Source organism: Citrobacter sp. C6_1, from assembly GCF_014596835.2.
In the GTDB taxonomy this organism is placed as follows: Bacteria; Pseudomonadota; Gammaproteobacteria; order Enterobacterales; family Enterobacteriaceae; genus Citrobacter; species Citrobacter pasteurii.
On record NZ_CP115031.1, the window covers coordinates 4,193,718 to 4,220,238 of the forward strand.

The window sequence follows — 26,521 nt, forward strand, 5'->3', positions numbered from 1 at the left end:
TTCCCTCGTCCGTTGTATAGTGACCACTCTTTAGCTGGTTACTCTGTTCTTTCGAGGTGTTTATGCTTGATGTTAAGAGTCAGGATATCTCCATCCCCGATACCGTTGTGGTGCTCTGTACCGCCCCGGATGAAGCAACAGCCCAGGATCTGGCTGCAAAAGTACTGGCAGAAAAACTGGCCGCCTGCGTGACGCTGCTGCCCGGTGCAACATCTCTCTATTATTGGGAGGGTAAGCTGGAGCAGGAATATGAAGTCCAGATGATTTTAAAAACTACCGTCACACACCAGCAAGCGCTTCTCGATTGCCTGAAGTCTCATCATCCGTATCAAACCCCTGAACTTCTGGTTTTACCCGTCACTCACGGAGACTTTGATTACCGCTCATGGCTCAACGCATCCTTACGCTGATCCTGCTGCTATGCAGCACATCCACTTTTGCCGGATTATTTGATTCGCCTGGCCGCTCGCAGTTTGTCCCTGCCGACCGGGCATTTATTTTTGATTTTCAGCAAAACCAACATGACCTGAACCTCTCATGGCAGGTAAAAGACGGCTACTATCTGTATCGCAAACAGATAAGCATTACGCCATCTCAGGCCGATATCGCTGAGGTAAAACTTCCGCCGGGTGTCTGGCATGAAGATGAGTTTTACGGCAAAAGTGAGATTTACCGTAAACAGTTGACCATCCCGGTCACGGTCAATCAGGCAAAATCTGGCGCCACATTAACGGTCACGTACCAGGGCTGTGCCAACGCCGGATTTTGCTATCCGCCGGAAACCAAAACCGTTCCACTCAGTGAAGTCATGGCTCATACAGATGCGATGCCTACACCAACACCTGATACAGTCGCCCCGGAAGAACAATCACAGCCAGCCGCCCAACTCCCCTTTTCCGCACTGTGGGCATTGCTGATCGGGATTGGCATTGCCTTTACCCCCTGTGTACTGCCGATGTATCCACTGATTTCCGGCATCGTACTCGGCGGCAAGCAGCGCTTATCAACCGGGCGGGCTCTGCTGCTGACCTTTATCTACGTCCAGGGAATGGCGCTCACCTACACTGCTCTGGGCCTGGTCGTTGCGGCTGCCGGGCTACAGTTTCAGGCCGCGCTACAGCATCCCTATGTATTGATTGGGCTTGCCATTGTCTTTACGCTGCTGGCTCTGTCGATGTTCGGCTTGTTCACATTACAACTCCCTTCCTCACTGCAAACGCGTCTGACATTGATGAGTAACCGCCAGCAGGGCGGTTCTCCGGGCAGCGTATTTACAATGGGGGCGATTGCTGGACTGATCTGTTCCCCTTGCACCACGGCACCACTGAGCGCGATTTTGCTGTATATCGCTCAGAGCGGGAATATGTGGCTGGGAGGCGGTACGCTGTATCTGTACGCATTGGGGATGGGATTACCCCTGATGCTGATTACCGTATTTGGTAACCGTCTGCTGCCGAAAAGTGGCCCATGGATGGAACACGTCAAGACCGCTTTTGGTTTCGTCATCCTTGCGCTTCCCGTCTTTTTACTCGAGCGGATTATCGGTGATGAGTGGGGCATTCGCCTGTGGTCACTGCTTGGCGTAGCATTCTTTGCCTGGGCGTTCATCACCAGTCTGCAGGCAAAACAAGGCTGGATGCGTATCGTGCAGATCATTCTGTTAGCCGCCGCGCTGGTCAGCGTACGACCATTGCAGGACTGGGCGTTCGGTGCGCCGCATGCTCAAAACCAGACGCATCTTAACTTTACGCCGGTAGCATCGGTAGATGCGCTAAATCAGGCGCTGGCACAAGCTAAAGGCAAGCCCGTTATGTTGGATCTGTATGCCGACTGGTGCGTGGCCTGCAAAGAGTTTGAGAAGTATACGTTCAGCAACCCGCAGGTTCAGCAAGTGCTCGGCGACACAGTGCTTTTGCAGGCGGATGTGACGGCAAACAATGCCCAGGATGTTGCTCTGCTGAAGCATTTACAGGTTTTAGGTTTGCCGACTATTTTGTTCTTTGACGCTGAGGGGAAAGAGCACCCGGAGGCTCGGGTAACGGGCTTTATGGATGCCGCAGCCTTCAGCGCACATTTGCGCGATCGCCAACCGTGAGCGACACTTGCAACAGGAAATACGGAGGAGAATACCGTGCAACGTGAAGATGTCCTGGGAGAAGCCCTGAAATTACTTGAGGTTCAAGGGATAGCCAATACCACGCTGGAAATGGTGGCCGAACGTATCAATTATCCTCTTGATGAACTACAACGCTTTTGGCCCGATAAAGAGGCCATTCTGTACGATGCGTTACGTTACCTCAGCCAGCGGGTAGATATCTGGCGGCGTCAGCTTTTGCTGGATGATACCCTGAGTGCTGAACAGAAATTACTGGCGCGCTACAACGCGCTGTCCGAATGCGTGAGCAATAATCGCTATCCCGGTTGCCTGTTTATCGCTGCCTGCACGTTTTACCCCGATCCAGGCCATCCTGTCCATCAGTTGGCCGATCAGCAAAAAAAGGCGGCGCATGACTTCACCCATGAGTTGCTGACGACGCTGGAAGTTGATGACCCGGCAATGGTCGCCAAACAGATGGAACTGGTGCTGGAGGGCTGCCTGAGTCGTATGCTGGTTAATCGCAGCCATGCTGATGTAGAAACAGCACATCGTCTGGCCGAGGATATCCTGCGTTTTGCTCAGTGTCGTATGGGCGGGGCGCTGACCTAAACGAGCATTCCTTTCCTGCGCACGGCTAAAACCGCACCATCTTCACGGTGGTGCGAAATACCCTGTTATTCACCTTGTCTTACCATCCCCCCTTCCACCTGGATTATCAGGAAAGTTTGTGCAAACGTCAGGCAAAAACACACAGATTGCCGTAATATTAAGCGGTTGAGCAGCTTTTCCAGAAATTTGATTGACTGGCATGCGTGAATACGGTTTAATGCGCCCCGTTGCCCGGATAGCTCAGTCGGTAGAGCAGGGGATTGAAAATCCCCGTGTCCTTGGTTCGATTCCGAGTCCGGGCACCACTATTTAGTTTCATGGCGTCTCTATACGTCCTGAAACGTTAAAAAATCAGTAAGTTACAAAGAGTCTGGAGTATCAATAGATACTGCCAGATTTTTTGACATCCAGAGTTTTTGGGGGCTTAATTGGGGGCCTGTTGGTTCGATAAACTCTGGAGCCCCCGCAATGCCACTCACCGATACCGCCATCCGTAACGCCAAGCCCATCGACAAACCTTACAAACTCAGCGACGCGCAGGGCCTGTACCTGCTGATTAAACCTAACGGCTCTAAGCTCTGGCAACTCAAGTACCGCTTCGGCGGCAAGGAGAAGAAGCTGGCGTTTGGCGCTTACCCGACCGTGACGCTGGCGAATGCGCGTAAGCTGCGTGAAGAAGCACGCGCTTTACTCAGCGCAGGCGACGATCCGGGAGTGAAGAAGCAGCAGGAGAAGCAGGCGAAGAAAAGCGGCAATACCTTTGAAGATGTTGCCCGCAAATGGTTAACGGGAAATATCCGCTGGAATGAAGCCCACGCGGCCAAAGTCCTGCGCTCGCTGGAGTTGCATGTTTTCCCGCTCATTGGCAAATTCCCTGTCGCCGATTTGAAAACTGCCGATCTGCTGATCCCGCTGCGGGTGGCTGAGAGAAAGGGTAATCTTGAAACCGCCGCACGCATTCAACAACGTACCACGGCGATCATGCGCTACGCGGTTCAGGAGAGCCTGATCGCCAGCAACCCGGCCAATGATCTGACGGGTGCCATCGCGCCGCCGCCGAAAAACCACTACCCCGCCCTGCCGCTGGAGAAGATCCCGGAGTTACTGGAGAAGCTGGAAAGCTATTCCGGCAGACTGTTAACCCGGCTGGCGGTACAGCTTAACCTGCTGATCTTTATCCGCTCCAGTGAGTTACGTTTTGCCCGCTGGGCGGAGATCGATCTGGATGGCGCAATGTGGATCATTCCCGCCGAGCGTGAGCCTATCCCGGATGTGCGTTATTCAGAGCGTGGCGCAAAGATGAAAATGCAGCATCTGGTGCCGCTGTCAAAACAGGCGGTTGCGGTGCTAAAACAGCTAAAATTGCTGTCCGGCAGCAGTGAACTGCTGTTTCCCGGCGATCACGATCCGCGTAAGCCAATGAGTGAAAACACCATCAACAAGGCGCTGCGGGTGATGGGCTATGACACGAAAGTGGACGTCTGCGGCCACGGTTTCCGCACCATGGCCTGTAGCGCGCTGATCGAGTCCGGTCGCTGGTCGAAAGACGCCGTGGAGCGGCAAATGAGCCATCAGGAGCGCAACAACGTTCGCGCCGCGTATATTCACAAAGCGGAGCACCTCGACGAGCGCACGCAGATGATGCAGTGGTGGTCGGACTGGCTCGACGCCTGTCGGCAGAAGTTTGTTGCGCCGTATCGCTATGACAGGCAGGTTCAGGTAGCCTGACCCCGTTAATGAACCACGCCGGAAAGCAGATCTTCGCGGATCTGCTTTTTTATTTGCACCAGTGCTGAAACCCGGTTAGCTGCGCCAGTTCAAACCCTTTAAGCCCTTTGGCCTTTTCCGATCTGGCGCTGTTACCCTTAAAGTTCCTTTACCCTTCGGCCTTTTGCTTTTCATGATTGCACCAGAACAGGAAGTTATTCCTCTTCCCGCCGCCCGTAGACCTGCGCCACATACCGTCCGCGCCCATCGCCGTGGCCCAAATCCATCGCCGTCAGCGCCAGTGCTTCCTTATCGCTGAATCCCTGCGCCAGATAGTGACTAATCGCATCCTGCGTCCAGGCATAGCGCAATGAGTGCGGGGTATACGTTCCCGTCAATCCGGCTTCGGCAAGCTCCCCTCGCCAGTAACTCATGGCTTTCTGGAGGTTGGGCCTGTCGATCAGTCTGCCGTTACGTTCTTCTGCAACAGCCAGGGCGCTATCCAGCACTTTTTTCATTGCGCCAGCATCCTGAATAACGGTTCCACGCGGACGATGGCCCTTGGTGCCAAACACCACCGTTAGTCGGGTTTCGCCGCGCTCCAGTGCCTGTTTCCACGCTTTTAGTGACTGGCAGCACTGTACCGCCTCCTGCGAACGCAGCCCCATCAGCCTTGCCAGCTCCAGCGTTGCCGCCAGCCCTGCGTCTTTGTCGCGAGCGGAAGCCAGCACCTGCTGGTAATGTTCCGGCGTGATAGCCCGGTTGGTGCCGTTGCGGGATGCACCAGCCAGCCCTAATGCTTTATTGGTCAGCCGCTCATGTTCTGCCACCTGCTTACGTCCCGCCTGTTGCAGCACGCCACGCAGCGCGGCCATTTCATTTTGCAGCGTTCGTTTACCGATCTTCTGCGCCAGCCGCGCCTGAATGTAGCATTCAATATGGCGAACCTTGATCTGCTCCACCCGCTGGATCTGGATATTCAGCGAGCGTAAATGGCGGCTGAACCGCTGCACAATATGAATGCGGTCATCCACCGTTTTAAAACTGCCACCGACCTTTTTCGCCAGCGCCTTCATTTCACCGCCTAATTTACCCATAGCTACCCCTTGCCGCTGTTAAAAAACACAATCTGGCCCCAGCGTATGCTTTGTGGCTGCGCCAGAACGATACCTTCACGCCGGGGTGGCAGGTTGTTGAGGTGTAGGGAGTTTCAGACTGTACGCGGTACAGGCTGCCTGCGTGAGCAGGGGATTCTCCGGGGCATCATGCCCCCCTCGGTATCGAAAACAAGACGATCCCAGATTCAGACGCAATGCAGAACCACTAAGCGCTGAAGTCTGATACAGAAATTAACAGGGTCACTTTTCATAGAGACCCTGTTATTAATTCTATCAATGTATATATATTTCTACTGACATTAATATGTTTGTATACCCTTATAAATATGGTCTAAAATAAATTCACACTAAAACAGAATGTCAGTACAGGAGAATCAATGTCTGTTGCCGCTCTGGCCCGTCAGCGGGTTCACCGCATGAAGCGTGGCGTCCCCTTTTCCATCAGCGGATTTTATTCGCTGGGAAGCCGCGCGTCTGTACAACAGGCAATGAGTCGTCTGGTCAAAGAAGGTCTGCTGGTTCGGGTTGAACGCGGTTTCTACTCCCGGCCAAAACCGTTGAAGAATCTTCCCTCTGTTAACGTGGTTGCCAGCGCCAATGATGTTGCCGCAGCATGGGCAAAGGAGCGCGGTTACAAAATCACCCTTCAGGGGCTGGAAGCCGCTTACCGGCTGGGGCTGCAAACGCAGGCACCGGTTAAACGCATCTACTGGTCAAATGGCCCGACGCGAGAGTTCCGCGTCGGTAATGAGCAGGTACGGATCCAGCATAAATCAGCAAGCCGGTTGCGTTGGCTGAACCGACCTGAAGGGGAACTGATGCGTGGTTTACTGAGTCTGGATCAGGAGCATACCCCGCCGGAAATCCTGAAGAATGCCTTTCACCGGCTGAGCGTCCCGTCCGCCAAAGCGCGGCAAATTGCCGGAAAGTTAATGAATGAACCTGCGCTTCATGCGTGGCGCTCGCATCTGATGACGTTGCAAAAGGCGCTCTGATGAACATTTTCGATTATTACCGGAGCGCACCGTACCGCAGCGAGCTTCAGGAAATCCTTTCTTATGCAGCACAACAGCATCCCTCCGGGCTGGGAGCCAGCTTTCTGGAAAAGGATCTCTGGGTAACGGAGATCCTTCGGCTGCTTTTTAATGAGGATCTGCTGGGCGACCTCTCTGTCGCGTTTAAAGGTGGAACGGCGTTAAGCAAATGCTGGAACGTGATTGAACGTTTTTCTGAAGATATCGATCTTTCTGTTCACTGGGCCGATCTGGCAGGCCATTCAGAAGAGGAAGAACAGCAGGCGTGGGAGCAAAGCACGCAGAATAATAGCCAGAATCGCCGGTTCAGAGAACAGCAACAAGAGCGTTTAATCGCATGGACAAGTACGCTGGCAGAACGGTTAAACCAACGCTTTCAGGCTTATAAAATTCCGGGCCTTGAAGCAAAAATGGAACCTGACAGCGGTGGCGAAAAAATCGATATTTATTTCCCTCGGGTGAAAGAAGACAGTATGGCCTATCAGCGCGATCATATTCTGCTGGAATTTGGTGGACGAAATCGTGGTAAGCCAACCGATCAAATACCTGTTGTGAGCTATCTGTCCGGGATTGCTGGATTAGATGCACTTCAGCTACCTGTTGCGATCGTAAATGCTTATAACACCGGTTATATTCTTTGGGAAAAGCTGACGGCGCTACACCAGTTTTGTACGCAAACCAAAGCGCCAAATCCGGCCCGACTGGCACGCCACTGGTATGATGTGGATTGTCTGCTGCGTCATCATTTCGCCAACCCCTATGAAACGCTGGAAGCCATGCGTAATGTGGTCGAGATGAAGCAACGTCGCTGGTCTGTGCCGGGTGTGGATTTTACTCAGGTGATTGTCGGAAACTTGCAACTGTTGCCTGATGACGCTGAACGGTTCGCCGCGATCGCAGGGGATCATAAAACGGCGGTGGAAGGGGGAATGTTCTTCCGTGAACCTGACGGATTTGCTGACATTGCTGAGCGCCTTCGTCATGCGCAAGATGAAATCAATCGTTTTATGTGCATCTCATAGATATAAACTATTTCGTTTAATTACCCCTCCGCCATATGGCATAAGCCTTTTAAATACCAGGGATTTATGCTTGTACTTCAGCCCAGTCGCGGTATTATTTTGCGATCTCTCTTCCAGTTTTATGCTTACCGCCTTTGCCGATCGTAGAACAATGCCGGGAAGCGTTATCAGCGATTAAGGGCACAGAATGAGCTTCTGGATATTTGTTATTATGTTGGCGGTTATCTGGCTTCTGTTTTCCAAAAAGAAAAAGTCGCTGCCCCCCAATATAAATAACAAAATCATCACCAAAATAAATCATTCATCCCGACAGGCATCTCTTAATAAGTCAGACAGCAGCGTGACAAATATGCATTCTCAGGCTTCCGAAGATGACGAACTGGCAACTTTTAGCTTTGTTAATGGACTGGCGGTTGAATACAGCACCAGCCGCCAGCCGTCACAAGAGAGCGCCACCCGGCGCAACACCACGCCAGCGCGATGGGTCAAACCGGGAGAAAGCATCGCCATTCAAAACGTCGTCATTAATCACGGTCATTTTTATTTCGGCGGGCGGTTGAAAACCCATTCATCCGGAGAATATGGCCATCTTTATAACGATGGTTCCGATGCTTCTCTGGTTAACGACGCTTTCCCCATCGAGCCCATTTCACGCCATTATTATGATGAGTCTCTGGGATATTGGCCCACCTTTGCCACTCTCTCTCCTCGTTGCCGTGGCGCTTATATTGACTGGCTGGCAAGCGATCGCAGCGATGCAACCTGCCCCATCGGTTATGTTTTTATCTATTTTTACGGTCTTGAGCGCCGCATATTAGTCGATGGTACACGGGAATCAATTTCTGACGATGAGTTCAAATCATTATTTGAAGAGGTATCACGCCTGAGAACAGTATTTCAGGCGAACAGATCCTTCTGTCGCTATTCGACGCAGTTAATAGAAACTATGTCGCTTCTCCGGCCTGATGCCATCCAAATAGAGGATGAAAGCGAATGCTTTGCATCAGGCAGTTCATTGCTATTTCAGTTTCGCCTGGCCACGACGGTTGCGCAGGGAGAGCCCGTTTCCGCCGATCTGGCACTGGCATGGATAAAATATTATACCGAATATACGCTACGAACTCCGGCGAGACGTTGTGCAGAAGAGTTTTCCACCCTGTTTAAACGACGCTACGTCAATAAGTTTGGTGAAGGCATGGTAGTCAAACCTAACAAGACCATGCTGAAACTGAGTTATTCCCCGGCAAGTAGCTCGCTCAGGGGGATTAACATCAAGCATCCTGAGCTCCCCGATCCCAGCATATTAAGAGCACCTGTACAAAAACTGATACAGATTGCGGAATCCTGTACCAACGCGCTCGATGCCTACAGTCGCTATCTCGGTAAAAAAGAGGCGTCAAAAAGCGATGTCGCCGCCATTATGCTTCTTCCCGATGAAATTCTGACTGAAGATGCAGAACGTCTGTTTGCTGAATTTAAGTGCTGGGCCGATGAGAAAATCCGCGAACATTCAGGGCTGGCGACAGTGGCTGATTTCTGGACCAGACTGGGTATGCCTGTTCCAGATAAGATAAATAAGAAAGAAGCCGAGCTGATGCAAAATTTTGCCCGGCGAGCAGGCTATGGCATTGCGCCGGATATGCGCTATCACCTTGTTCGACCAGAACCAGAAGGACACGTTGTTTTATTCTCTGAAAGGCATGCGGAATTCTACGTACCGTCAGCAGAATTTACGTCAGTCTCCGTGGCGCTTCGACTGGGCGCCATGATTGCACAAATGGACAAGCGCGTGGATGTTGCGGAACAGGCCGCACTGGAGAGAATAATTAATCATAACGATGCCTTGTCGCCAACCGAAAAACGCTCGCTGCACGCTTACCTCATCTGGCGGCTCAATACGCCTGCCAATCAGGCCGGTCTGAAGGGTAAAATAGAGCAACTCAGCGGTAAAGATAAATCCACTATTGGCAACGTGATTATCAGCGTCGCCTGCGCAGATGGAAAAATCGATCCGGCTGAAATTAAGCAACTGGAAAAAATCTACACCAGCCTCGGCCTGGACAGCAGTACCGTCACCAGCGATATCCACCGTCTGTCAACCACAGAAACAACGCCGACAGCTACGTTACAACCCCCATCAGCGACGAGCGGTGCGTTTTCTCTTGATGAACGGATCCTTGCACGTCATGAGTCTGATACCACGGACGTACGCCAGTTACTGAACACCATCTTCACCGAAGATGAACCCGCAGACGAATCCCCAGCGGAGATCCCGCCACACGCTGGCGCAGGTCTTGATGAAGCACATCATCAACTTTACCAACGTTTGCTGGAAAAAGAGCGCTGGGCGCGAAACGACGTCGCTGAGCTATGCCAGCAATTTAATTTGATGCTAAGCGGCGCGATTGAAGCAATTAATGACTGGTCTTTCGAACAGGTTGACGCCCCGGTGCTTGATGATGACGATGATATTTACGTTGACCTGGAAATTGCACAAGAACTCAAAGGATAATTTATGTCTGTCATTCGTATTCGTCTCAGAGAAAGAGACGCCATCATTCAGTCACTGAAGTCAGGCGTTACGCCTAAAATTGGCATTCAGCATATTCAGGTTGGCCGGGTCAACGAAATAAAAGCGCTGTATCAGGATATTGAGCGTATCGCTGATGGCGGCGCAGGATTCCGGCTGATTATCGGGGAATACGGTTCCGGTAAGACATTCTTTTTAAGCGTTGTGCGCTCAATTGCGTTAGAGAAAAAACTGGTGACCATCAGTGCCGATCTATCCCCGGACAGGCGCATCCACGCGACGGGTGGACAAGCGCGTAACCTCTATTCCGAGTTAATGAAAAATCTGTCCACCCGCAATAAACCGGATGGAAACGCGTTATTAAGCGTGGTTGAGCGCTTTATTACGGAAGCCAGAAAAGAAGCGGAAAGTACAAATGTGTCTGTTCCGGCAATTATTCACCAGAAGCTCACCGCCTTATCCGATATGGTCGGCGGCTACGATTTTGCCAAAGTCATTGAATGTTACTGGCAGGGCCACGAGCAGGATAATGAGACATTGAAATCAAATGCAATCCGCTGGTTGAGAGGTGAATACACCACGAAAACCGACGCGCGTATCGATCTGGGTGTACGCACCATTATTTCTGATGCCTCTTTCTACGACTCGTTAAAGCTGATGAGCCTGTTTGTTCGTCAGGCCGGATACGCCGGGCTGCTGGTCAATCTGGATGAAATGGTCAACTTGTACAAACTGAGCAATACGCAGGCGCGGGTGGCTAACTATGAACAAATACTGCGTATTCTGAATGACTGCCTACAAGGGACAGCCGAATATATTGGTTTTTTACTCGGCGGTACGCCAGAGTTCCTGTTCGATCCGCGCAAAGGGTTATACAGCTACGAAGCGCTCCAGTCCCGACTGGCGGAAAACAGCTTCGCTCAGCGGGCCGGGGTAATTGATTACTCGTCCCCTTCCCTGCATTTAGCCAGCCTGACGCCGGAAGAGCTCTATATTCTGTTAAAAAACCTGCGTCACGTTTATTCCGGCGGCGATGCGGATAACTATCTGGTTCCTGATGATGCGCTGACGGCATTTTTACGCCACTGTAGCAATACTATTGGCGATGCCTATTTCCGTACGCCGCGAAACACCATTAAAGCCTTTCTGGATATGCTGGCCGTGCTGGAACAAAACCCGTCCATTCAGTGGTCACAGTTGATCGCCGGTGTCGCGATCGCGGAAGAAAAACCCAGTGATATGGATGAAATCACGTCGGCAGAAGACGCCGATGAGGACGGTCTGGCTGATTTCAGATTATGACGAACGAATACCAGCGGCTGGATCCACGCATACAGAAGTGGATATACCGGCAGGGATGGTCCGACCTTCGGGAACTGCAAAAAAAAGCCGTTCCACCGATATTAGCGGGCGATCGGGATGTCCTGATCAGCGCCGCGACTGCCGCGGGTAAAACGGAAGCATTTTTCCTGCCCGCCTGTTCTGCCATTGCGGATATTCAGGGCGGTTTTGGCATTTTATACATTAGCCCACTTAAGGCCCTGATTAACGATCAGTATCGACGGCTGGAAAGCCTCGGCGATGCGCTGGAAATGCCGGTCACGCCCTGGCATGGCGATGTTGCGCAGAGCAAAAAGCTAAAGGCGAAGAAAAACCCTGCCGGTATTTTGCTTATCACCCCGGAATCACTGGAAGCGATGCTGATCCGCAATGCGGGATGGTTAAAGCAGGCTTTCGCGCCGCTGGCATATATCGCCATTGATGAATTCCATGCCTTCATCGGGTCTGAGCGGGGTATGCAGCTTCTTTCGCTGTTAAATCGAGTCGATCACCTGCTGGGAAGAATCGACAATCCCGTCCCCCGAGTCGCACTCAGCGCAACGCTGGGGGAACTGGAGCGAGTACCGTTATCTCTGCGGCCCAATCAACGTCTGCCCTGCGACATTATTACTGACAGTCAGACTCACGCCACGCTAAAAGTGCAGGTGAAAGGCTATCTGGAACCTCTGACCACCTCGGGCCAGCAACCGCCTCCATCGGCAGAGACGCAAATCTGCCATGATATCTTTCGCCTCTGTCGCGGTGATTCCCATCTGGTTTTCGCGAACAGCCGCAAACGGACCGAAAGCATTGCTGCTACGCTAGGCGATCTGAGTGAAGCGAGCATCGTTCCCAACGAATTCTTCCCACATCACGGATCGCTGTCCAGAGATCTGCGTGAAACGCTGGAAAAACGCCTTCAGCAAGGCAACTTACCTACCACCGCCATCTGTACGATGACGCTGGAACTTGGCATCGACATCGGCAAAGTCAGCTCCGTGGTGCAGGTTACTGCGCCTCATTCCGTAGCCAGCCTGCGTCAGCGTATGGGTCGTTCTGGCCGACGCGACTCGCCTGCCGTATTGAGAATGCTGATTGCCGAACATGAACTGACCCCAACATCAGGCATTGTTGACCAACTCAGGCTCCAGCTCGTTCAGTCGCTGGCCATGATCCGCTTACTTATCGGCAGCAAATGGTTTGAGCCCGCCGATACCCGACAGATGCACTATTCCACCCTGTTCCATCAGATCCTGGCGATCGTGGCGCAGTGGGGAGGCGTACGTGCCGATCAAGTCTGGTCACAGCTATGTCAACAAGGACCGTTCCAGAAAGTCAGCATTGATGACTTCAAAACGTTGTTGAAGCATATGGGGGAGCACCAGTTTCTGACCCAGCTATCAAGCGGTGAACTGGTTCTGGGCGTCGAGGGCGAACGTCAGGTGAATCAATACACCTTCTACGCCGTATTCAGCACGCCGGAAGAGTTTCGTATTGTGGCGGGGAGCAAAACATTGGGCTCTATCCCCGTCAATTCCCCACTAATGCCTGACCAACACATTATTTTCGGCGGTCGACGCTGGAAGGTAACCGATATCGATAGTGATAAAAAAGTCATCTATGTCGAGGCGACAAAGGGGGGGCAGCCGCCGTTATTTGGCGGACAAGGGATGTCCATTCATGATGTCGTCCGCCAGGAAATGCTCACCATTTATCGGGAAGGCGACTACCGTATCACCGTTGGCGATCGCAAGGCCGATTTTGCCGATACCACGGCAAGAAACCTGTTTGATGAAGGGCTGCACTGTTTTCGCAACAATAATCTGGCTTCGGAATGTTTTATTCAGCAGGGGCAGCATGTCTACATTCTTCCCTGGCTTGGCGATCAAACCGTAAATACGCTGTCGGCATTACTTATCCAGCGCGGTTTCAAGGCGGGCTCATTTGCCGGTGTGGTTGAAGTGGAAAAAACTACGATCTCGGAAGTTAAACAGGCGTTATCCAGCGCACTTCAGGAAGGGCTACCTTCCGAATCCCGTCTTGCCGAAAGCATCGCTGAAAAGTGCCTCGAAAAATATGATGAATATTTACCGGAGGCGTTACTGACGCAGGAGTATGGGTTACGCGCTTTTGATGTTGAGCGCGTGGCGGAGTGGTTGCGGGAGCATTTGTAGGATAATGACCGGCTCATCAGATAAAAATACACGACCAGCAACAAAATATTTTAATCTGATGCTTTCAACATAACCATTTTCAAAATTTCCCCCTGCATTTTTTGCTGCCTCAGCGCCTGGTGTTTTTCCAAAACCAACAGATAGTCACGAAAATAGCAATGAACCTCATCTCTCAATAACCCAGGTAAGAACTTTAACTGCGCATCAGGAAACATCGCTGAAGAGGATTTTTTTATCACTACGGCTGGCGAAGGTAATAACATAGAATGATAACCTTCATTCATCGCAATACTGACCCCCTTCGGGTCAAAATCGCCAAAATAGATCGCTGTTTTCCCGGTTTCCAACCAGCAACGCTTCAATGCAACAGTCCCCTTGCTATATGTCCGATCGCCACGGTAAATAATCAGGGGAGAGTGGAAATCACATTGTGAATAATCAAAAATCGCCAAATGGTAGAAACAATCCTGATTCTCCACCACGATAAGGACATCAAACTGCGTCAGCGTAATATTACGCCAATCCGTATCAACAACCTCAACAGTCATCCCTAACGCATTGACTAAAGGCTTATTAAGACGGAGCAGTACCCGATGCTGCTGTGGTCGAATTCCCGCCGTTTTAATCTCCTGATCGCTTAACTGCGCACTCTCAATACGACTTTTAGTACTCAGATCGTCACGAAAGTTTGCTTGTTTAAGACGTTGCTGGGTATCTGAAATCTTATTCAATAACGCCGCGGTAAAAAGGAACTCAGGCAGCAACAAACTGTTAGCCGGGATCAAATCCAGCGCAGTACACCAACGCAAAATCTGAATCACGATTTTACCGTCGGTATTTTTCTTCTCGCAATTTTTCGCTTTCAGGCGATGATCAAGTTTTTTCAGCCAGACGAGCGCATTATACGATAACGATTCTGATTCAGTCATTTTACCCTCACGCCAATACTCACATCCGATATAATACGTAGATCGTTTACCGGGCTGGCCTGACGCTCATCACAACGCCGCCAGAAACGCGGCTTATCCGCTAACGGCAATGATTGATATTCCGTAATAACTTGGTAAAGCCATATCTCACTGTCCCAGTTCAGATGATTTTCCGTCAGATAATGCAGCGCGCTCACCGGCCCGGATTGCCCGGCAGCGAAAACATAGAAATCCTCAACGTCCATTTTAAGCGCAACCTGACGAGCAGCGACCTCCTCATCAATGGGAGGTATTACTGAGCCCGCTCTTTTTGGTGCAGGCGGAGGCATACCCGATGCCCGAGGCAAAGCGAGCAACATCTCCGCCATCATCTGTCTATCCACGGGTCTGTCGAGCGAAATGGAGGCTTGCAGTGAAAGTGACGTCGCAATATTGAATATATCCGGCACTTCCCGGCGTTCCGGGTAGCTGGCGGGTTGATACTGTGGATGCTGACGCAAAAAAGCAGCCATATTCGCCACTAATAATGTGCGCGACTGCTGTTGGCGAAATTTAGCCATCAGATCCACCAGACGCTGCTGAACAGCCAGTAATGAACTATGGTGAAGGCTGACACGCAACTGTAACTGGCTCACTAATAATTTACGTAGTGAGCTATTATTTTCAGCAAACTCTATCAATTCATGGAAAACGATCAGGGCCAGTCCATCAAGCAACCGACGAACCTGGTTCTGCGCCCGCGCATTCTCATTAATTTTTTCATTCAGACTGCTGACGAAACCGAAATCATTATTCAGACGGTGCCAGAGGCTGTCGATGGCCTCTTCAAACTGCCCGCTGAGATCGTGAACGAGTTCAGTCAACCTCTGCATTTGCCGTTCAGCAATACTGTAATCACCTTTATAATAAGCATCGCGCCAGGCCTGCACTTTATTGCGAATTTGTTCCAGTTTTTCTGCCACATCCGCATTAATCTGCCGTCGGCTCTCATCAGCAACCATACTGGCGATGAGTTCGCTCACCAGCGGGCGTAGCATCAGTGGCTGTTGCTCATCAGGACGCCATACAATACGCGCTGCAATCAGCTTTTTTAATGTCTGGTCGCTAAAAGCCGTTTCATCAATAAACCCATCGACATAGCCCTTCATTAAGGCATGATGGTGTTTTCCCAACAATGCCAACCGGTCAGCGCCGTTTTTAAACACACTGGATATCGGAGAAATCTCCTGCGCCATTACAGAAGCTCCTGCTGAACAGGCGGCGTGTCTTCAACCGGTAAATGCTCTTCATCACGGATAAAGCGGATCACGTCAATCAAATAATCAACTTTCCCCGTGGCAATAAATATCTGCTGCTCGGCGTTGGGTTGTCTGACATAGCCGTGCTCTTTCAAACGCCGGAAAATTTGTTTGAGCTGAAGATCAATGGAATCACTTCGACAATTGAAAAAACGATCGCTGGAAAGCTGATTCAGACGCTGTTGCAGGCTCTGATTATCCTCTACACGCGTCATGATTTCCGACAACCTGATATAGTCGCCTGCTGTCAGCGTACTCTCCCGCCCTTGCGTCTCCTGTATGAGTTGTAACCACTCAAGCAGAGGCAACAGAGAAGAGATGATGTCCTTAAACTGATTCATAAGCTGGCTGCGGGTATCGCGATTCATCTCACAAAAGCCCGCATAATAGACGGTTTGCGTTTCATTACTGACTATTCTGTAGTTAAGAGGGCGTAAATAGTTGTCCATCGCTTGCCGGGTAATCTCATCCTGTAAATGACGATAAGCATCCGGGTCGTTGATACGGCAAATAAATTCCCCTGTCAGCAGCCTTTTGATTAAAGGTCCGTGTTCCAGCATTACACTGCCCCCTGTTCCATCTGCGCCAGTCGGGCTGCCAAGCGGCTCACTTTCGGCTGGATCCTTTTCAACCTGCGCTGAGTCGGCTCAAGCTGATCGGCATCAAGCAAATAACGGTGTTTAAACAGCATTAACACATCCGATTCCGCATTCGGAAAAGCGCCTACAATCACAATATTATTATGGCTACAGGCAATAAATAATTTCTCAACATTGTGGTAGGCCAGCGTGCCGATTTCATCAATCGGCCAGTGAATAACGGCGTCTGATTTGCCTCTTAACAAACGAGTGAACGCCAAAAGATATTTGCACAAGATCAGATAGGCCATACCGTGGCTTGACGCTTCCAGCAGTTGGCGATCGTTTTTGATAACAATATCTTCCCCACCTTCATTAAGGTGAAGTTCGAGATTTAATAACGATTCCATAGTGAAACGCTCATCGGCATGAAGCAGTTCAACCACATCCATAAGGGCATTCAAATAGCTTTCGGAAGGGAGTTGCTGACCAGACGAGCGCCAGTCATTATAGCTTTGAGCAAAGCGCTTTAATGGTTTCCAGAATCGTAATTGGTCGATAGTTGATAAAATGCGAACCTCTGATTTATTGATGCCTTCCAGTTGCAAATCGTCGGTAACCGCATCGCTTAAGCGTCGACTTTGTTGCGAAATCCGGCGATTGATATCACTGAAAACATCAAAGAATTTTTTCAGATCGCCACCGATATTTTCCCCCATCTCCAGCAATTGCTGCTGTTTATCTTTAAGAAGCTGGAGTAGTTTCTCAAGTATTGGCAATTGCTGCCGGGACCTTGAAGGATCGGGTAATTTACCAATCTCAGAGTCCAATAATTCAAGGAAAGTAGGGTCTGCATCCTGATTAAAGCGTGACTTAAACTCATTCAGTTTGCTCTCCAGCATACGAGTCACACTGGCGTGTTGCTCCAGCATATCGCCGGTACGCGACATCCGTTCATTAATATCAGCGGCGGAATCAATATAAGACGGTACAATTTCGGACAGCGGCAGAGGCAATAATCGGTCCAGTAATACCTTTAACTGGCCAACAAGCTCACCGGCCTGACGCATCAGCGTATCATAGTGTTTTCTCTCATCATTAAGCCTGCCTTTTTTATTATGATACTCTGCTTTTAACTGAAGTTCTGACTGCAACAGCTCACGCTTCTGCTGAGAGAGTTCACCTTCCTGCGTCTGTTTCTCAGGGCGCAACTGTTCCCAGTCAAGTTTGATAAAACGCTGCCATTCGGCCAGCTCATCCCGACGTTCTTCAACAGCCTGAATATCTTTTTTTAGCGTTTCAATGCGCTCCCGCAATATTTTAACTTTGTGGGGATCAATTCCCTTCTTCGCTAAATCATCGTCCAGAGCCTGCTGGAATATTCTTATCTGTTCTTCCATATCGGCATATTTTTTGTTTATCTGCCGGGACAGTTCTTCCACCTTCTCATCAATTTGCTGCTGTTCACTTTGAAGATCGACACTCCATTGCAACGTTTGCGCATTGTGCTCGTCCGTTAACGCACGGAGATCTTGTTCTTTCTGCTGCGTTAATTCGATATGCGCTTTTTCTAATGCGCTTAAGCGGGCGCGTTTTTCCTGCCGACGTTCTTGCTCCAGCGCCCCATGCTCTGCGATTAAACGAGTACGGGCATCCCTGGCATAGCCGACCTCCTGATTTTGACGTTGATATTGTCTTTCACACACGTCCGCTTGCGATTGCAGTTGCCTGACGTTCTGGTGGTGCTCCTGAAAGCTGGCTTCTGCCGTTTTCTTGGCTTCTTCAGCATGTGTCCTGATTTGCTCTGCCTTATCAAGACTGTATCGAATTGAAGCTTCATCCTGCGCAAAATCGGGCATATCCAGCACGCTTAATTCCAGTTGCAGGCCGTACAGTGATTCCGACAGCTCCCTTAGTTCAGGCTGCAAGTCTTTACGTTCCAGCAGGTTTTCATTCAGAACCTTGCCCAAATTCTGCTCCCAGCCCTCGTAACATGAACGCAAGAAGTGGCGTAATGTCCCCTGTTCAGGATCCAACTGGCGATGCAGTTGCAGCAATTGTTCCTCAGCCTGATGCAGGCCAGCACGGGCGTCGTGCAATTGATTTTCTGCGCTATCCTGCTGTTTACGGGCCTCGGATAGCTTTGTCTGCGCATTTTGTCGTTGATCGCCCAGTTGCAACAAACACTCCTGGGCCTGCTCAATACGCAACTCTGCAATCTGGCGCTCTTCTTGCTCTTCAGCGGTTAACTGGGAATGTTTAAGCTCAGTGCTAACAGCCGTTCGATCGCATGAAATCTTCTCCAGTTGTTCACCGTAGTGGTTTTCCTGCTGTTGTTTTCGCTCTTCGAAGCGCTGCCGAAGTATCTCTTTCTGGCTGTCAAATTTATCCCTGACCGCCTCTTTTTCCCGCTGGCAATCCTGAATTTTTTGCTGAGTCAGCCGGTCCTGACGGTAAAAACTGTCTTTTAGTTTTGTTTTGTGCTGTTCAAATTCTTGGGAAAGTTCACCAATTTTATCCTGCATAAGCCGGTATTGCTCACTTTGCGCTAAAAGCGCCTCTCGCCACTGGGGCAATTCATCCACGTGCGTCTGCAAAAGGCGGATATCTTTACGTTCATAACGATCGTTCTCTTCCTGAACATGATCCAGCCATGCCTGAACCGTTTTTAATTCACTTTGCGTTTTACTTAATTGATCGTTCAGTTCGCGACTCTGTTGATTAAAGCTATCCTCTAATTGAACGAGCTCCCCTCGACGCTGGTGAAGCAACTGCTCTGCATCCGCGCGTTTCTGCTTCTGGATTTGTTCATCATTTCTTAACAGAGGGTGGAGCGCAGCTAACTGCGCCTCCGTATCATCCAGTTTCAGCCCCAGGCGCTGTAAGAGTTCAAACTCCTGCTGCAATTTATCGTAACGCAGCGACTGGCGCATTTTTTGGATCCATTCCCGCGCAAAGCCGCTTTTTACTTTGGTTTGAGGGAGAGTAACGCCATCATCGGCAAAAATCGCCGCCAGCATGGTTTTGAGTGTTTCCATTTTGCCTTCACCGGCATGAACAGCGCTCACTAATTTCTCAATATGTCTGAGCCTATAGTTACCACTCACCAGACTAAACGATGCCGCCAAACGGCGAAGCCTCATCGTCTCCGTCGAATTACCACGTAACGACGCGACATCATTCTGAATGATGCTGCGGTACTCCGTCGTTGAACCTATTTTGGCTGAAACTGAGACGTCTTCCCGGCTGCGCATCTGGGCAGACCATTCGTTATAACTCAGCCCTTTCGCGCCATCTTCCGTATAGCGAAGGAAAAAGTCTGGATGATAAGACGCGCTAACAAAACGATATTCAACACCTCCCTCACCTTTACCCGTCAAAACAACCAGGCAATTGTCACCCGTTTCTCGCTGGTATTCATAAATGATATAGCTATTGCTACAGGGGAGATAAAACTCGTCGAACTTCTTCCGCGTTCTTGGTACGACTTTATTGGGCTGTTCGCCGTAGAAAACAGGAACAAGGCGCTGAAGCGTCGTTTTTCCGGAAGCATTTGTTCCACAAATATTGGTATGTTGATCCAGTTGAATTTCAACAATGCCAGGCAGGTGAGTGTGTATAAGAATGATACGAAGCAGTTGTGGCATGATACCTCCCTGAACATAAAATAACCTTTGAATAGTACACCCAAAATCCTTTTTAAACATTGGGTTATTTCACAATTAGGTCAGGAGACAGGAATGTAAAAGCCTTTACGATCTTAAAAAGGGAATCGTACCAAAGGTTCAAACTGAACGCCTTTCTTGATTACTAATCCATTATTATGATTTAAAAGCAAAAATACGGGTCACACGCAGGGTCTTGACAATAAGTAGCAGAAGAATTTATCATTAAAATCAAATTGGTAAGTTACTGAATGTTCCCGAGTCCGGGCACCACTATTTAAAGAAACCAGCTTAACGGCTGGTTTTTTGCTTTCTGGGGTTCCGGTAGATTTCTGGTCGCTTTGACAGTTGATGTCATTACCGTGCTTCTGCCATCCAGCATGAGTATTTCTCTTCAGTCGCCTCCGGTCACTGTGGCTTTACACAGTGACCTACAAAGTAACAATGAGCATTAACCCCGTCATGTATACATTTTGGTAAATTCATCATGACAGTTTGCATCCGGTCTTAAGAAACACACTCCATCACCTCCTTTCATATATACGAAGCAGGTGAATCTGGTCAGGTCCCCTTCTGCATTTACCTGATTTTATTTGTATAGACTCAGACACTTCGGGCGATATCATGCGGGGAACCACCTTGCTTATATCTGTCCTGGGTAATCGCTTTCTGTTCTGGCGTATAGTTAACACGCGTTCTGTTTTGGTGTTATATGCGTACCAGAGCCAGTGTTGTCGGGCTTTGCTGCCCACAAAACCCTATTGCTCATCAGGTTCGCAGATGAGAGCCACATCAGCATGATGTGACGGGCGAAGACGTTATTCGTTTCGGCGAGAGTTTTTTAAAGTGTGGATAACGGTATTGATGCCGATTTGCAGCACTCCTGCGGTATCCCGAACGCCTATACCGTTGAAAGCCATCGGTAATGTGCTCTTTAACGCCGGGCTTTCTTTTCTTGCCTCAGAAGAATAAGTGAGCAGAAATCCCCGATGGCATTCGCGACATCGAAAGCGGTCAATACCTTTAGGGTTCTGACCATGACGATAATCCAGAGCTGACTGACAGCGAGGACAATGAACGGTGATAGTGGCCACAGAAGCACCCTAAAACCCCAGATTATTCATGACTATTCAACCCATTGGAAGCCTTACCGGGAAAAGCAAAAACCTGCCCGAAAGCAGGTTTCTCTAAATTTGGTGCCCTGACCGGGCCATAGTATTCCAATCAGCAATACCGGCCTTTGCGATCGCAGTATGGTTGCCAGTAATGCTTACATGTAATGTACAGTAAACATAACCGTAGCCTGGTACGGGCCGGGCTGCGGCTTGTCATCGGTAACCTGAACGGCTTTAACACGGTAGTGGAGCATGGCTGCGTCGTCAATCGTCTGCGGGCAACTTGTGCCCTCGTTATCGGCCTCCATCCATCCTACTTTCTGAGCATCGTTGCACTTCGCCACCTCGCTATCAGACGAGACGTAAAAGAACGCAATTCCGATACCTGGATTGGTGGATTGCAACACTAAATAACATTGTGGTAGTGCGGTCCTGCATACGGGCATACTTAAACCTGGGTCTGGGTACGCACTGCCATGGTACCAGCCATTGAAGAAGTTAAGTTTGTATGCGTTTAAGCTTGGGTCACAGCCCTTAATCTGGATATAAAAGTCTGTATCTGCGCCCCCTGACCACAGGCCGGTGTAATCTGAGGTGGAGGAGAGTGCCATTGCGACGGTACCCTGGTTACTGCCGCTGCCATTGACGTTAAGACTGCAACTCTCCTCGTAGATGCGGACTGTAAAATCTTGCTTGAAGGTATCGGAGGCTTGCGCCGCCAGGCTAAAAAGGGTGATCAGCACACCGGCTATTAGCCTAAATAAGGTTTTATTTTTTAACATCATAGCTCCTTGACATTAATCGGCGATATTGACACCACAGTGATAAAAATACCGGTAAATCGCCTGGCGCGGGCACGTCATCCTGGGTCATGAAAATCAGTAATATACAACCTTGAAAAAGAGCGTTCCGTTCAGTATTCCTGGCTGTGGCGTCTCGCCGTTGCCGAGGGGGGCGATGTAGGGCTGTAAACCGAAATATACCCCAGAGCCACTCTGTGCCCCTCTAAATCTGAGCACATAATCAGAAACACGGTCAGTAGGTTCCTGTTGCAATAAATTGATCATCGTGGAATAACCCCCCTTACTAAACCGGAATCCTAATCCTTTGGTGGTGCTGTTGCTGTTAGGAAGGAGCAGAGAGGGATCTGCTGGCGAAACATGAGCTGCATCCGCATATATATCCCAGTAGGCTATGGGCTCATAGTTTTGACCACTCGGGCCGCGGCTTGTGTCGGGGGAGCCGAAGCTGCAATTCTTTACGCCTACGAGCAACAGCGGCAAATTTCCCACATTACCAGACGTCGCACTTTGATCTGTATAATTGTAGTACTCCTCCCCGCCCTGATTCATGGTCTCCATACTAAAATCAATGATGGCTGAACCGAGATCTTGCGTCGGCTGATCCAAATCCGGATCACATGACCATCCCTGAACTTTGATCTCACCAATATTAATGGTGTTGTAGCCCATGTTTATCCAGGTTTTTCCATCACCTTGAGGGTCCATGATCTGGTAAACCACCTTAATCATCTTATTAATACTATATGTGCTACCAGGGACGACGGGTTTGGCAGTGTATATTTGCGTTTCAAGGTTAGGGCCGGCGCTGCTGCCTGCAGGGTACTCACGGAAATGCTTTATACCGCTGTCGCTGTCACCCTTGTCGGCAGGATACCTCTCACCGTTAGGCAGAACCCATAGCACTCTAATATAGAACGTATTCTGGTCGTCTAACCAGTACGTCCCTGGCTCCTCAGTGCGTTCCCGTGCGGTTGTGCTGGCCATTGTTGTCCGATAGGAATTCTGAGCCTCGGGACACTCGTAGCTGCCGCTCGCGTAAAAGTTATCGGCAGTAAAAGGCGCCCGGTCGGAACCCGTGGAATCTTCACCAATGAGGCTCGTTTTGCTAACGTTTAAGGTCTGATCTGGCGAATGGGTCTTGACTGTACAGGGCGCAGCCCAGGCTTGTTGGACCATGCTCAGGGGCAGCAGCAGCGTAAGCAGAGCGAGAGGGGACGCTGCACGGTGTAGAGTGTTACGTATCATCATTTTCTCCTTGCTTATTCACAGGCCAGGGCGGTTTGCACGATGGTGTTGCTCTCTTCGGGTATGGAAAGCTGTGCGATGCAGGACGCATCGTCCCCGGCTCCCCACTGTGCTTTCAGCGTTGCCTTGTCGTTAATGCCTGAGAGATACACCTCACCCGCATCGCCGACGATACTGCCTTCCGATGCGGTATCGTTCGTCTGGGTCACGATGGCACCAAACGGCACTGGCTTGCCACGATGCCGTAGCGTCGCCAGCACGCGTGTACCAACTTTAGTATCAAATGTCGCCATGAGGACGGCGCCATCGGTGGGAACGACCTGTACCACCGCGCGGGTAATATCGACGTTTTCCGCCGTTCCGCTGTTTAGTGAAATACGATTATTGCGGTAGTTTCGCAGCGACGGTACGATAGCGTTGCCGAACATGTCGGTAGTGATGCCGCTCCCATTCAGTACCTGGATGCCGCTGGCACCCTCGGTATGCACAATGGCCAACGCCCCGTACAGCGGTTGCCCGAGGGTGACTCCGTGAGGGTGCGCCACGACGCTGCCGCGGGCGCTCCAGTTATACTGGCGACTGTTGTTGTCGCTGTAGTTGTAACCGCCACCGAGTTCTCCCCAGGCTCCGCGATAGCTAAGCGAGCTGCTGCCGCTGTACAGAGACGGCTCATCCTGGTAGCTCTGCGTCACGGAATAGCTTAAGTTATTGCCTTCCAGCAGCGTGCCGTTAATCCCCGCCTGGTGGTTAGTTGGCCCGTGTCGGCTCTGATTGATGCTATAGCTGGCGTAAGCGTTTGGCATCCAGGCATCCAGCGGTACGGATAGCGTAAATGCCACCTGCTTGTCGGTCTCGCTACCGGGTGTTGATGTCTGGCTGTAGTTGAGCGAATAGGTGGCTTGCCCCAGCGAATTGCTGTAGCCCAGCGAAAAGGTGCGCTCATGACCATCGAGATCCCAGTAATCCTGCTGTGAGGCGTTGATATAGAGAGACCCCCACTGCACTAATGACTGGTTGATATTAATCTGCCAACGGCTGCGGCGGTTATACATCCGCCGGTAGCTGTATATATCATCCTCATCCTCGGTGTAGTTTGCTCGCTGATCCAGCGTTTCCTGGAAGGTATAGAAGCTGGAAGTCGAGTAACGGTAGCTGGCCAACGAGACGGTGGTATTGGTGGGTTCAAAGCTTTTGGCGTACTGTGCGCGCCATGACAATCCCTGTTCCGTACTGTTGTCGTTTTTGTGAGTTTCGGAACGTGCGCCAGTTACGTCAAAGGAGACGGAGCCGAACTGATGCAGATCGATACCCATCCCCAGCAAGCTGGCGAGATAGATATTTGAGGCTAGCTGTCCACCGTAAATTGTAAAACCATAGGGTAAGCCGTAGATAACGGTACCCTGCACAAAACCGGGTTCTTCGGCATCGCCGCCATTATTATCGCGATATTGACCGCCGGAAAAACTGAACCTGTATGCCCCCTGACGCAGCATCATCGGTACCGAACTGCTGGACTGTATCCAGCTGCGCTCGCTGCCGTCTGCTTCGCGGACCGTGATCTCCAGATCGCCACCGGACGTTACCTGGCTGATATCTTTTAATTCAAAAGGCCCGGCGGAAACCCAGGTTTGATAAATGACATAGCCGTTTTGCTTGACTGTGACGCGGGCGTCGCTGTTGGCGATACCAGAGATCGTTGGGGCGAAACCCTGCAGGTTGTAGGGCAGCATATCGGTATCGGTCTCCAGCTTCACGCCGGTAAAAGAGACGCTATCGAACAGTTCGCCGTCGCTCCAGGTCTGTCCCATGTAAAGCTGGCTTTGCCATGATTTGATCGCACGCTGCAGCCAGGTGTTAATAGAGTCCCAACCGCTGCTATTGCTCCAGGTGCTGTTATTGTACAGCCGCCAGGGACCGAAATTGGCCCCGGAGGTCAGATTCATAAAGTGTGAGGTATCATCGCCGTAATAGCTGGTGTGCTGCGTGCCGCCATGGTAATCGTAGCTCAGCCAGGTTGCCGGAACGCCATCATCCCACAGTTCCGGGGAGATGCCATTTCGGACAGATTGGTCGAGGTAAAGTTGGGGAACGCGCAGGCTCAGCGTTTGATAACCGGTGTCAATAAAATAACTGGCTTTATCAATATAGTCGGCAATATTGCCGACTATCGCATCATCCGGGAGCGATTTTAATCCAGTGACCGCATCGGTTCTGACGCCATAGCGACGCAAATCCGCCACGCTCAACTGTGGTTCAAGACGTTTCTTGTCGGCGCTAATGGTATAGGTAATGACGCGTTTATCGATAAGATCTTCACCGAAGTAAACGGACGTTAGCCAACTGCCGGGCAGCAAGGCGTTATTATCGATAAAGTTTTGCAATGTGGCGCTGTTTTCCAGCGGCGTACCAAATCCTAATGCGTTGATATCGAATTCATCACGGGCATCTGCGGCGGGTATGACAGCCATCAATGATAACGTTAGCGTAGACAGCATCAATGATAAATAACATGAATTGCTATCTCTGGTTACGCACATATACACCTCCTGACGTTCCATTCATTTAAAGCGGCTGCATTTTTTCTGTTGTAGTGCCGCCATAATCGTTGATAGCGCTCCATTTCACGGAACCAGTGGCTCCCGTCGGGATGACCATCGTCATGTTCGAAAGCGGGGAAACCATCAACGCCTGTGCCGGAGTCAGTGTTTTATCAATCGGCATCGTCTTTTTGCCGCCGACGGTTAGCGAAGTAAACGAGATAAAAAACGGTGTCGGATTTTTGACCCGGAGCATATTGCCCTCACGGCTAAAGGTGACTTTCTCCCATGCCGTATCCGCGTCGCGCTGGGTAAAGGTTTGTGGACGGAAAAATAATTTGACCTGTGAATGAATGGCAATTTGCAGACGGCTTTTATCTTGCAATTGTTCCGGTACGTTAGCGACGGTTTTGATATTCAGCGTAAACAGCTTTTCCCGATCGTTAGTCAACTCTTTAGGGCCGGTATAAACAATATGAAGAATCGTTTCTTGTTTTTCGTTGAGCTTTAAAAGCGGCGGCGTAACGATAAAAGGCGCTTTCGTACCGTCCGGTTGCGATACCCAGGACTGAACCAGATGGCGGGTATCATCATCCTTATTCTTGATAGGCAACTGAACTTCATTTTTATCTGCCGGGTATATAATCCTTGTTCCGCCGAAAATAACACCTGCGTGGCAGAAAGAAGCAACAGAAAAAAATGCCATGGCGCAGACAGCAGCAGAAAGATATTTCATATT

19 protein-coding genes, 1 tRNA gene and 1 pseudogene are annotated in these 26,521 nt (G+C 50.4%); 10 read left to right on the top strand and 11 right to left on the bottom strand.

The window, feature by feature from the left end:
* Positions 1-62 precede the first annotated feature (62 nt).
* The 5 genes from cutA to IB196_RS20150 all read left to right on the top strand — a co-directional run bounded on the left by cutA (position 63) and on the right by IB196_RS20150 (position 4,435).
* Positions 63-410 (top strand): divalent cation tolerance protein CutA, encoded by a 348-nt coding sequence (cutA, locus tag IB196_RS20130; protein WP_003025447.1) that lies wholly within the window; start codon positions 63-65, stop codon positions 408-410.
* Entirely contained in the window at positions 386-2,095 is a 1,710-nt protein-coding gene (locus tag IB196_RS20135) for a protein-disulfide reductase DsbD (protein WP_040232934.1), read from the top strand. Before cutA ends, IB196_RS20135 begins: the two co-directional genes overlap by 25 nt.
* Positions 2,096-2,131: 36 nt before the next feature.
* A complete protein-coding gene (locus tag IB196_RS20140; protein ID WP_040232932.1) occupies positions 2,132-2,707 on the top strand; it encodes a transcriptional regulator in 576 nt (191 codons plus the stop codon).
* A 229-nt stretch (positions 2,708-2,936) separates the two neighbouring features.
* Positions 2,937-3,012, top strand: a tRNA-Phe gene (locus tag IB196_RS20145).
* A 163-nt stretch (positions 3,013-3,175) separates the two neighbouring features.
* The gene (locus tag IB196_RS20150; RefSeq protein ID WP_188232318.1) at positions 3,176-4,435 is read left to right on the top strand and encodes an integrase arm-type DNA-binding domain-containing protein; all 1,260 of its coding nucleotides are present in this window, start codon (positions 3,176-3,178) and stop codon (positions 4,433-4,435) included.
* Positions 4,436-4,629: 194 nt separating this feature from the next.
* On the opposite strand, the gene IB196_RS20155 is transcribed toward IB196_RS20150, so the two are convergent.
* Positions 4,630-5,511: an integrase domain-containing protein gene (locus IB196_RS20155; RefSeq protein WP_188232317.1), complete on the bottom strand. Its 882-nt coding sequence runs from the start codon at positions 5,509-5,511 to the stop codon at positions 4,630-4,632.
* A gap of 398 nt (positions 5,512-5,909) precedes the next feature.
* Here IB196_RS20155 and IB196_RS20160 point away from each other — a divergent pair, with 398 nt between their 5' ends.
* A complete protein-coding gene (locus tag IB196_RS20160; protein WP_137376186.1) occupies positions 5,910-6,527 on the top strand; it encodes a DUF6088 family protein in 618 nt (205 codons plus the stop codon).
* The gene (locus IB196_RS20165) at positions 6,527-7,588 is read left to right on the top strand and encodes a nucleotidyl transferase AbiEii/AbiGii toxin family protein (RefSeq protein WP_188232316.1); all 1,062 of its coding nucleotides are present in this window, start codon (positions 6,527-6,529) and stop codon (positions 7,586-7,588) included. Before IB196_RS20160 ends, IB196_RS20165 begins: the two co-directional genes overlap by 1 nt.
* A gap of 94 nt (positions 7,589-7,682) precedes the next feature.
* On the opposite strand, the gene IB196_RS20170 is transcribed toward IB196_RS20165, so the two are convergent.
* Complete coding sequence (locus IB196_RS20170; RefSeq protein WP_223237005.1) at positions 7,683-7,889, bottom strand: hypothetical protein; 207 nt, start codon at positions 7,887-7,889, stop codon at positions 7,683-7,685.
* Between IB196_RS20170 and IB196_RS20175 the strand changes: the two genes are divergently transcribed.
* The 3 genes from IB196_RS20175 to IB196_RS20185 are packed head-to-tail and all read left to right on the top strand — an operon-like array spanning position 7,800 to position 13,612.
* Positions 7,800-10,100 (top strand): TerB N-terminal domain-containing protein, encoded by a 2,301-nt coding sequence (locus IB196_RS20175; RefSeq protein ID WP_223236999.1) that lies wholly within the window; start codon positions 7,800-7,802, stop codon positions 10,098-10,100. The genes IB196_RS20170 and IB196_RS20175 overlap by 90 nt on opposite strands.
* Before the next feature lie 3 nt (positions 10,101-10,103).
* Complete coding sequence (locus tag IB196_RS20180) at positions 10,104-11,420, top strand: ATP-binding protein (RefSeq protein WP_005123856.1); 1,317 nt, start codon at positions 10,104-10,106, stop codon at positions 11,418-11,420.
* On the top strand, positions 11,417-13,612 hold the full coding sequence (locus tag IB196_RS20185) for a DEAD/DEAH box helicase (RefSeq protein ID WP_188232314.1): 2,196 nt from the start codon (positions 11,417-11,419) through the stop codon (positions 13,610-13,612). The genes IB196_RS20180 and IB196_RS20185 overlap by 4 nt, the downstream gene beginning before the upstream one ends.
* Positions 13,613-13,662: 50 nt before the next feature.
* On the opposite strand, the gene IB196_RS20190 is transcribed toward IB196_RS20185, so the two are convergent.
* The 9 genes and pseudogenes from IB196_RS20190 to IB196_RS20230 form a co-directional block, all read right to left on the bottom strand.
* Positions 13,663-14,541, bottom strand: a complete 879-nt coding sequence (locus tag IB196_RS20190) for a Wadjet anti-phage system protein JetD domain-containing protein (RefSeq protein WP_188232313.1) — start codon at positions 14,539-14,541, stop codon at positions 13,663-13,665.
* The gene (locus IB196_RS20195) at positions 14,538-15,776 is read right to left on the bottom strand and encodes a hypothetical protein (protein ID WP_188232312.1); all 1,239 of its coding nucleotides are present in this window, start codon (positions 15,774-15,776) and stop codon (positions 14,538-14,540) included. Before IB196_RS20195 ends, IB196_RS20190 begins: the two co-directional genes overlap by 4 nt.
* A complete protein-coding gene (locus IB196_RS20200; RefSeq protein ID WP_005123849.1) occupies positions 15,776-16,399 on the bottom strand; it encodes a hypothetical protein in 624 nt (207 codons plus the stop codon). The genes IB196_RS20195 and IB196_RS20200 overlap by 1 nt, the downstream gene beginning before the upstream one ends.
* A complete protein-coding gene (locus IB196_RS20205; RefSeq protein WP_188232311.1) occupies positions 16,399-20,064 on the bottom strand; it encodes an ATP-binding protein in 3,666 nt (1,221 codons plus the stop codon). The genes IB196_RS20200 and IB196_RS20205 overlap by 1 nt, the downstream gene beginning before the upstream one ends.
* Before the next feature lie 704 nt (positions 20,065-20,768).
* Positions 20,769-21,176: pseudogene (locus tag IB196_RS20210) on the bottom strand (IS1 family transposase); the annotation flags it as partial.
* 176 nt (positions 21,177-21,352) lie between these two features.
* Positions 21,353-21,982 (bottom strand): type 1 fimbrial protein, encoded by a 630-nt coding sequence (locus IB196_RS20215; RefSeq protein WP_188232310.1) that lies wholly within the window; start codon positions 21,980-21,982, stop codon positions 21,353-21,355.
* A 93-nt stretch (positions 21,983-22,075) separates the two neighbouring features.
* The gene (locus tag IB196_RS20220) at positions 22,076-23,248 is read right to left on the bottom strand and encodes a hypothetical protein (protein WP_188232309.1); all 1,173 of its coding nucleotides are present in this window, start codon (positions 23,246-23,248) and stop codon (positions 22,076-22,078) included.
* An 11-nt stretch (positions 23,249-23,259) separates the two neighbouring features.
* A complete protein-coding gene (locus tag IB196_RS20225; RefSeq protein WP_223236998.1) occupies positions 23,260-25,713 on the bottom strand; it encodes a fimbria/pilus outer membrane usher protein in 2,454 nt (817 codons plus the stop codon).
* A gap of 94 nt (positions 25,714-25,807) precedes the next feature.
* On the bottom strand, positions 25,808-26,518 hold the full coding sequence (locus IB196_RS20230; protein ID WP_005123835.1) for a molecular chaperone: 711 nt from the start codon (positions 26,516-26,518) through the stop codon (positions 25,808-25,810).
* Positions 26,519-26,521 lie beyond the last annotated feature (3 nt).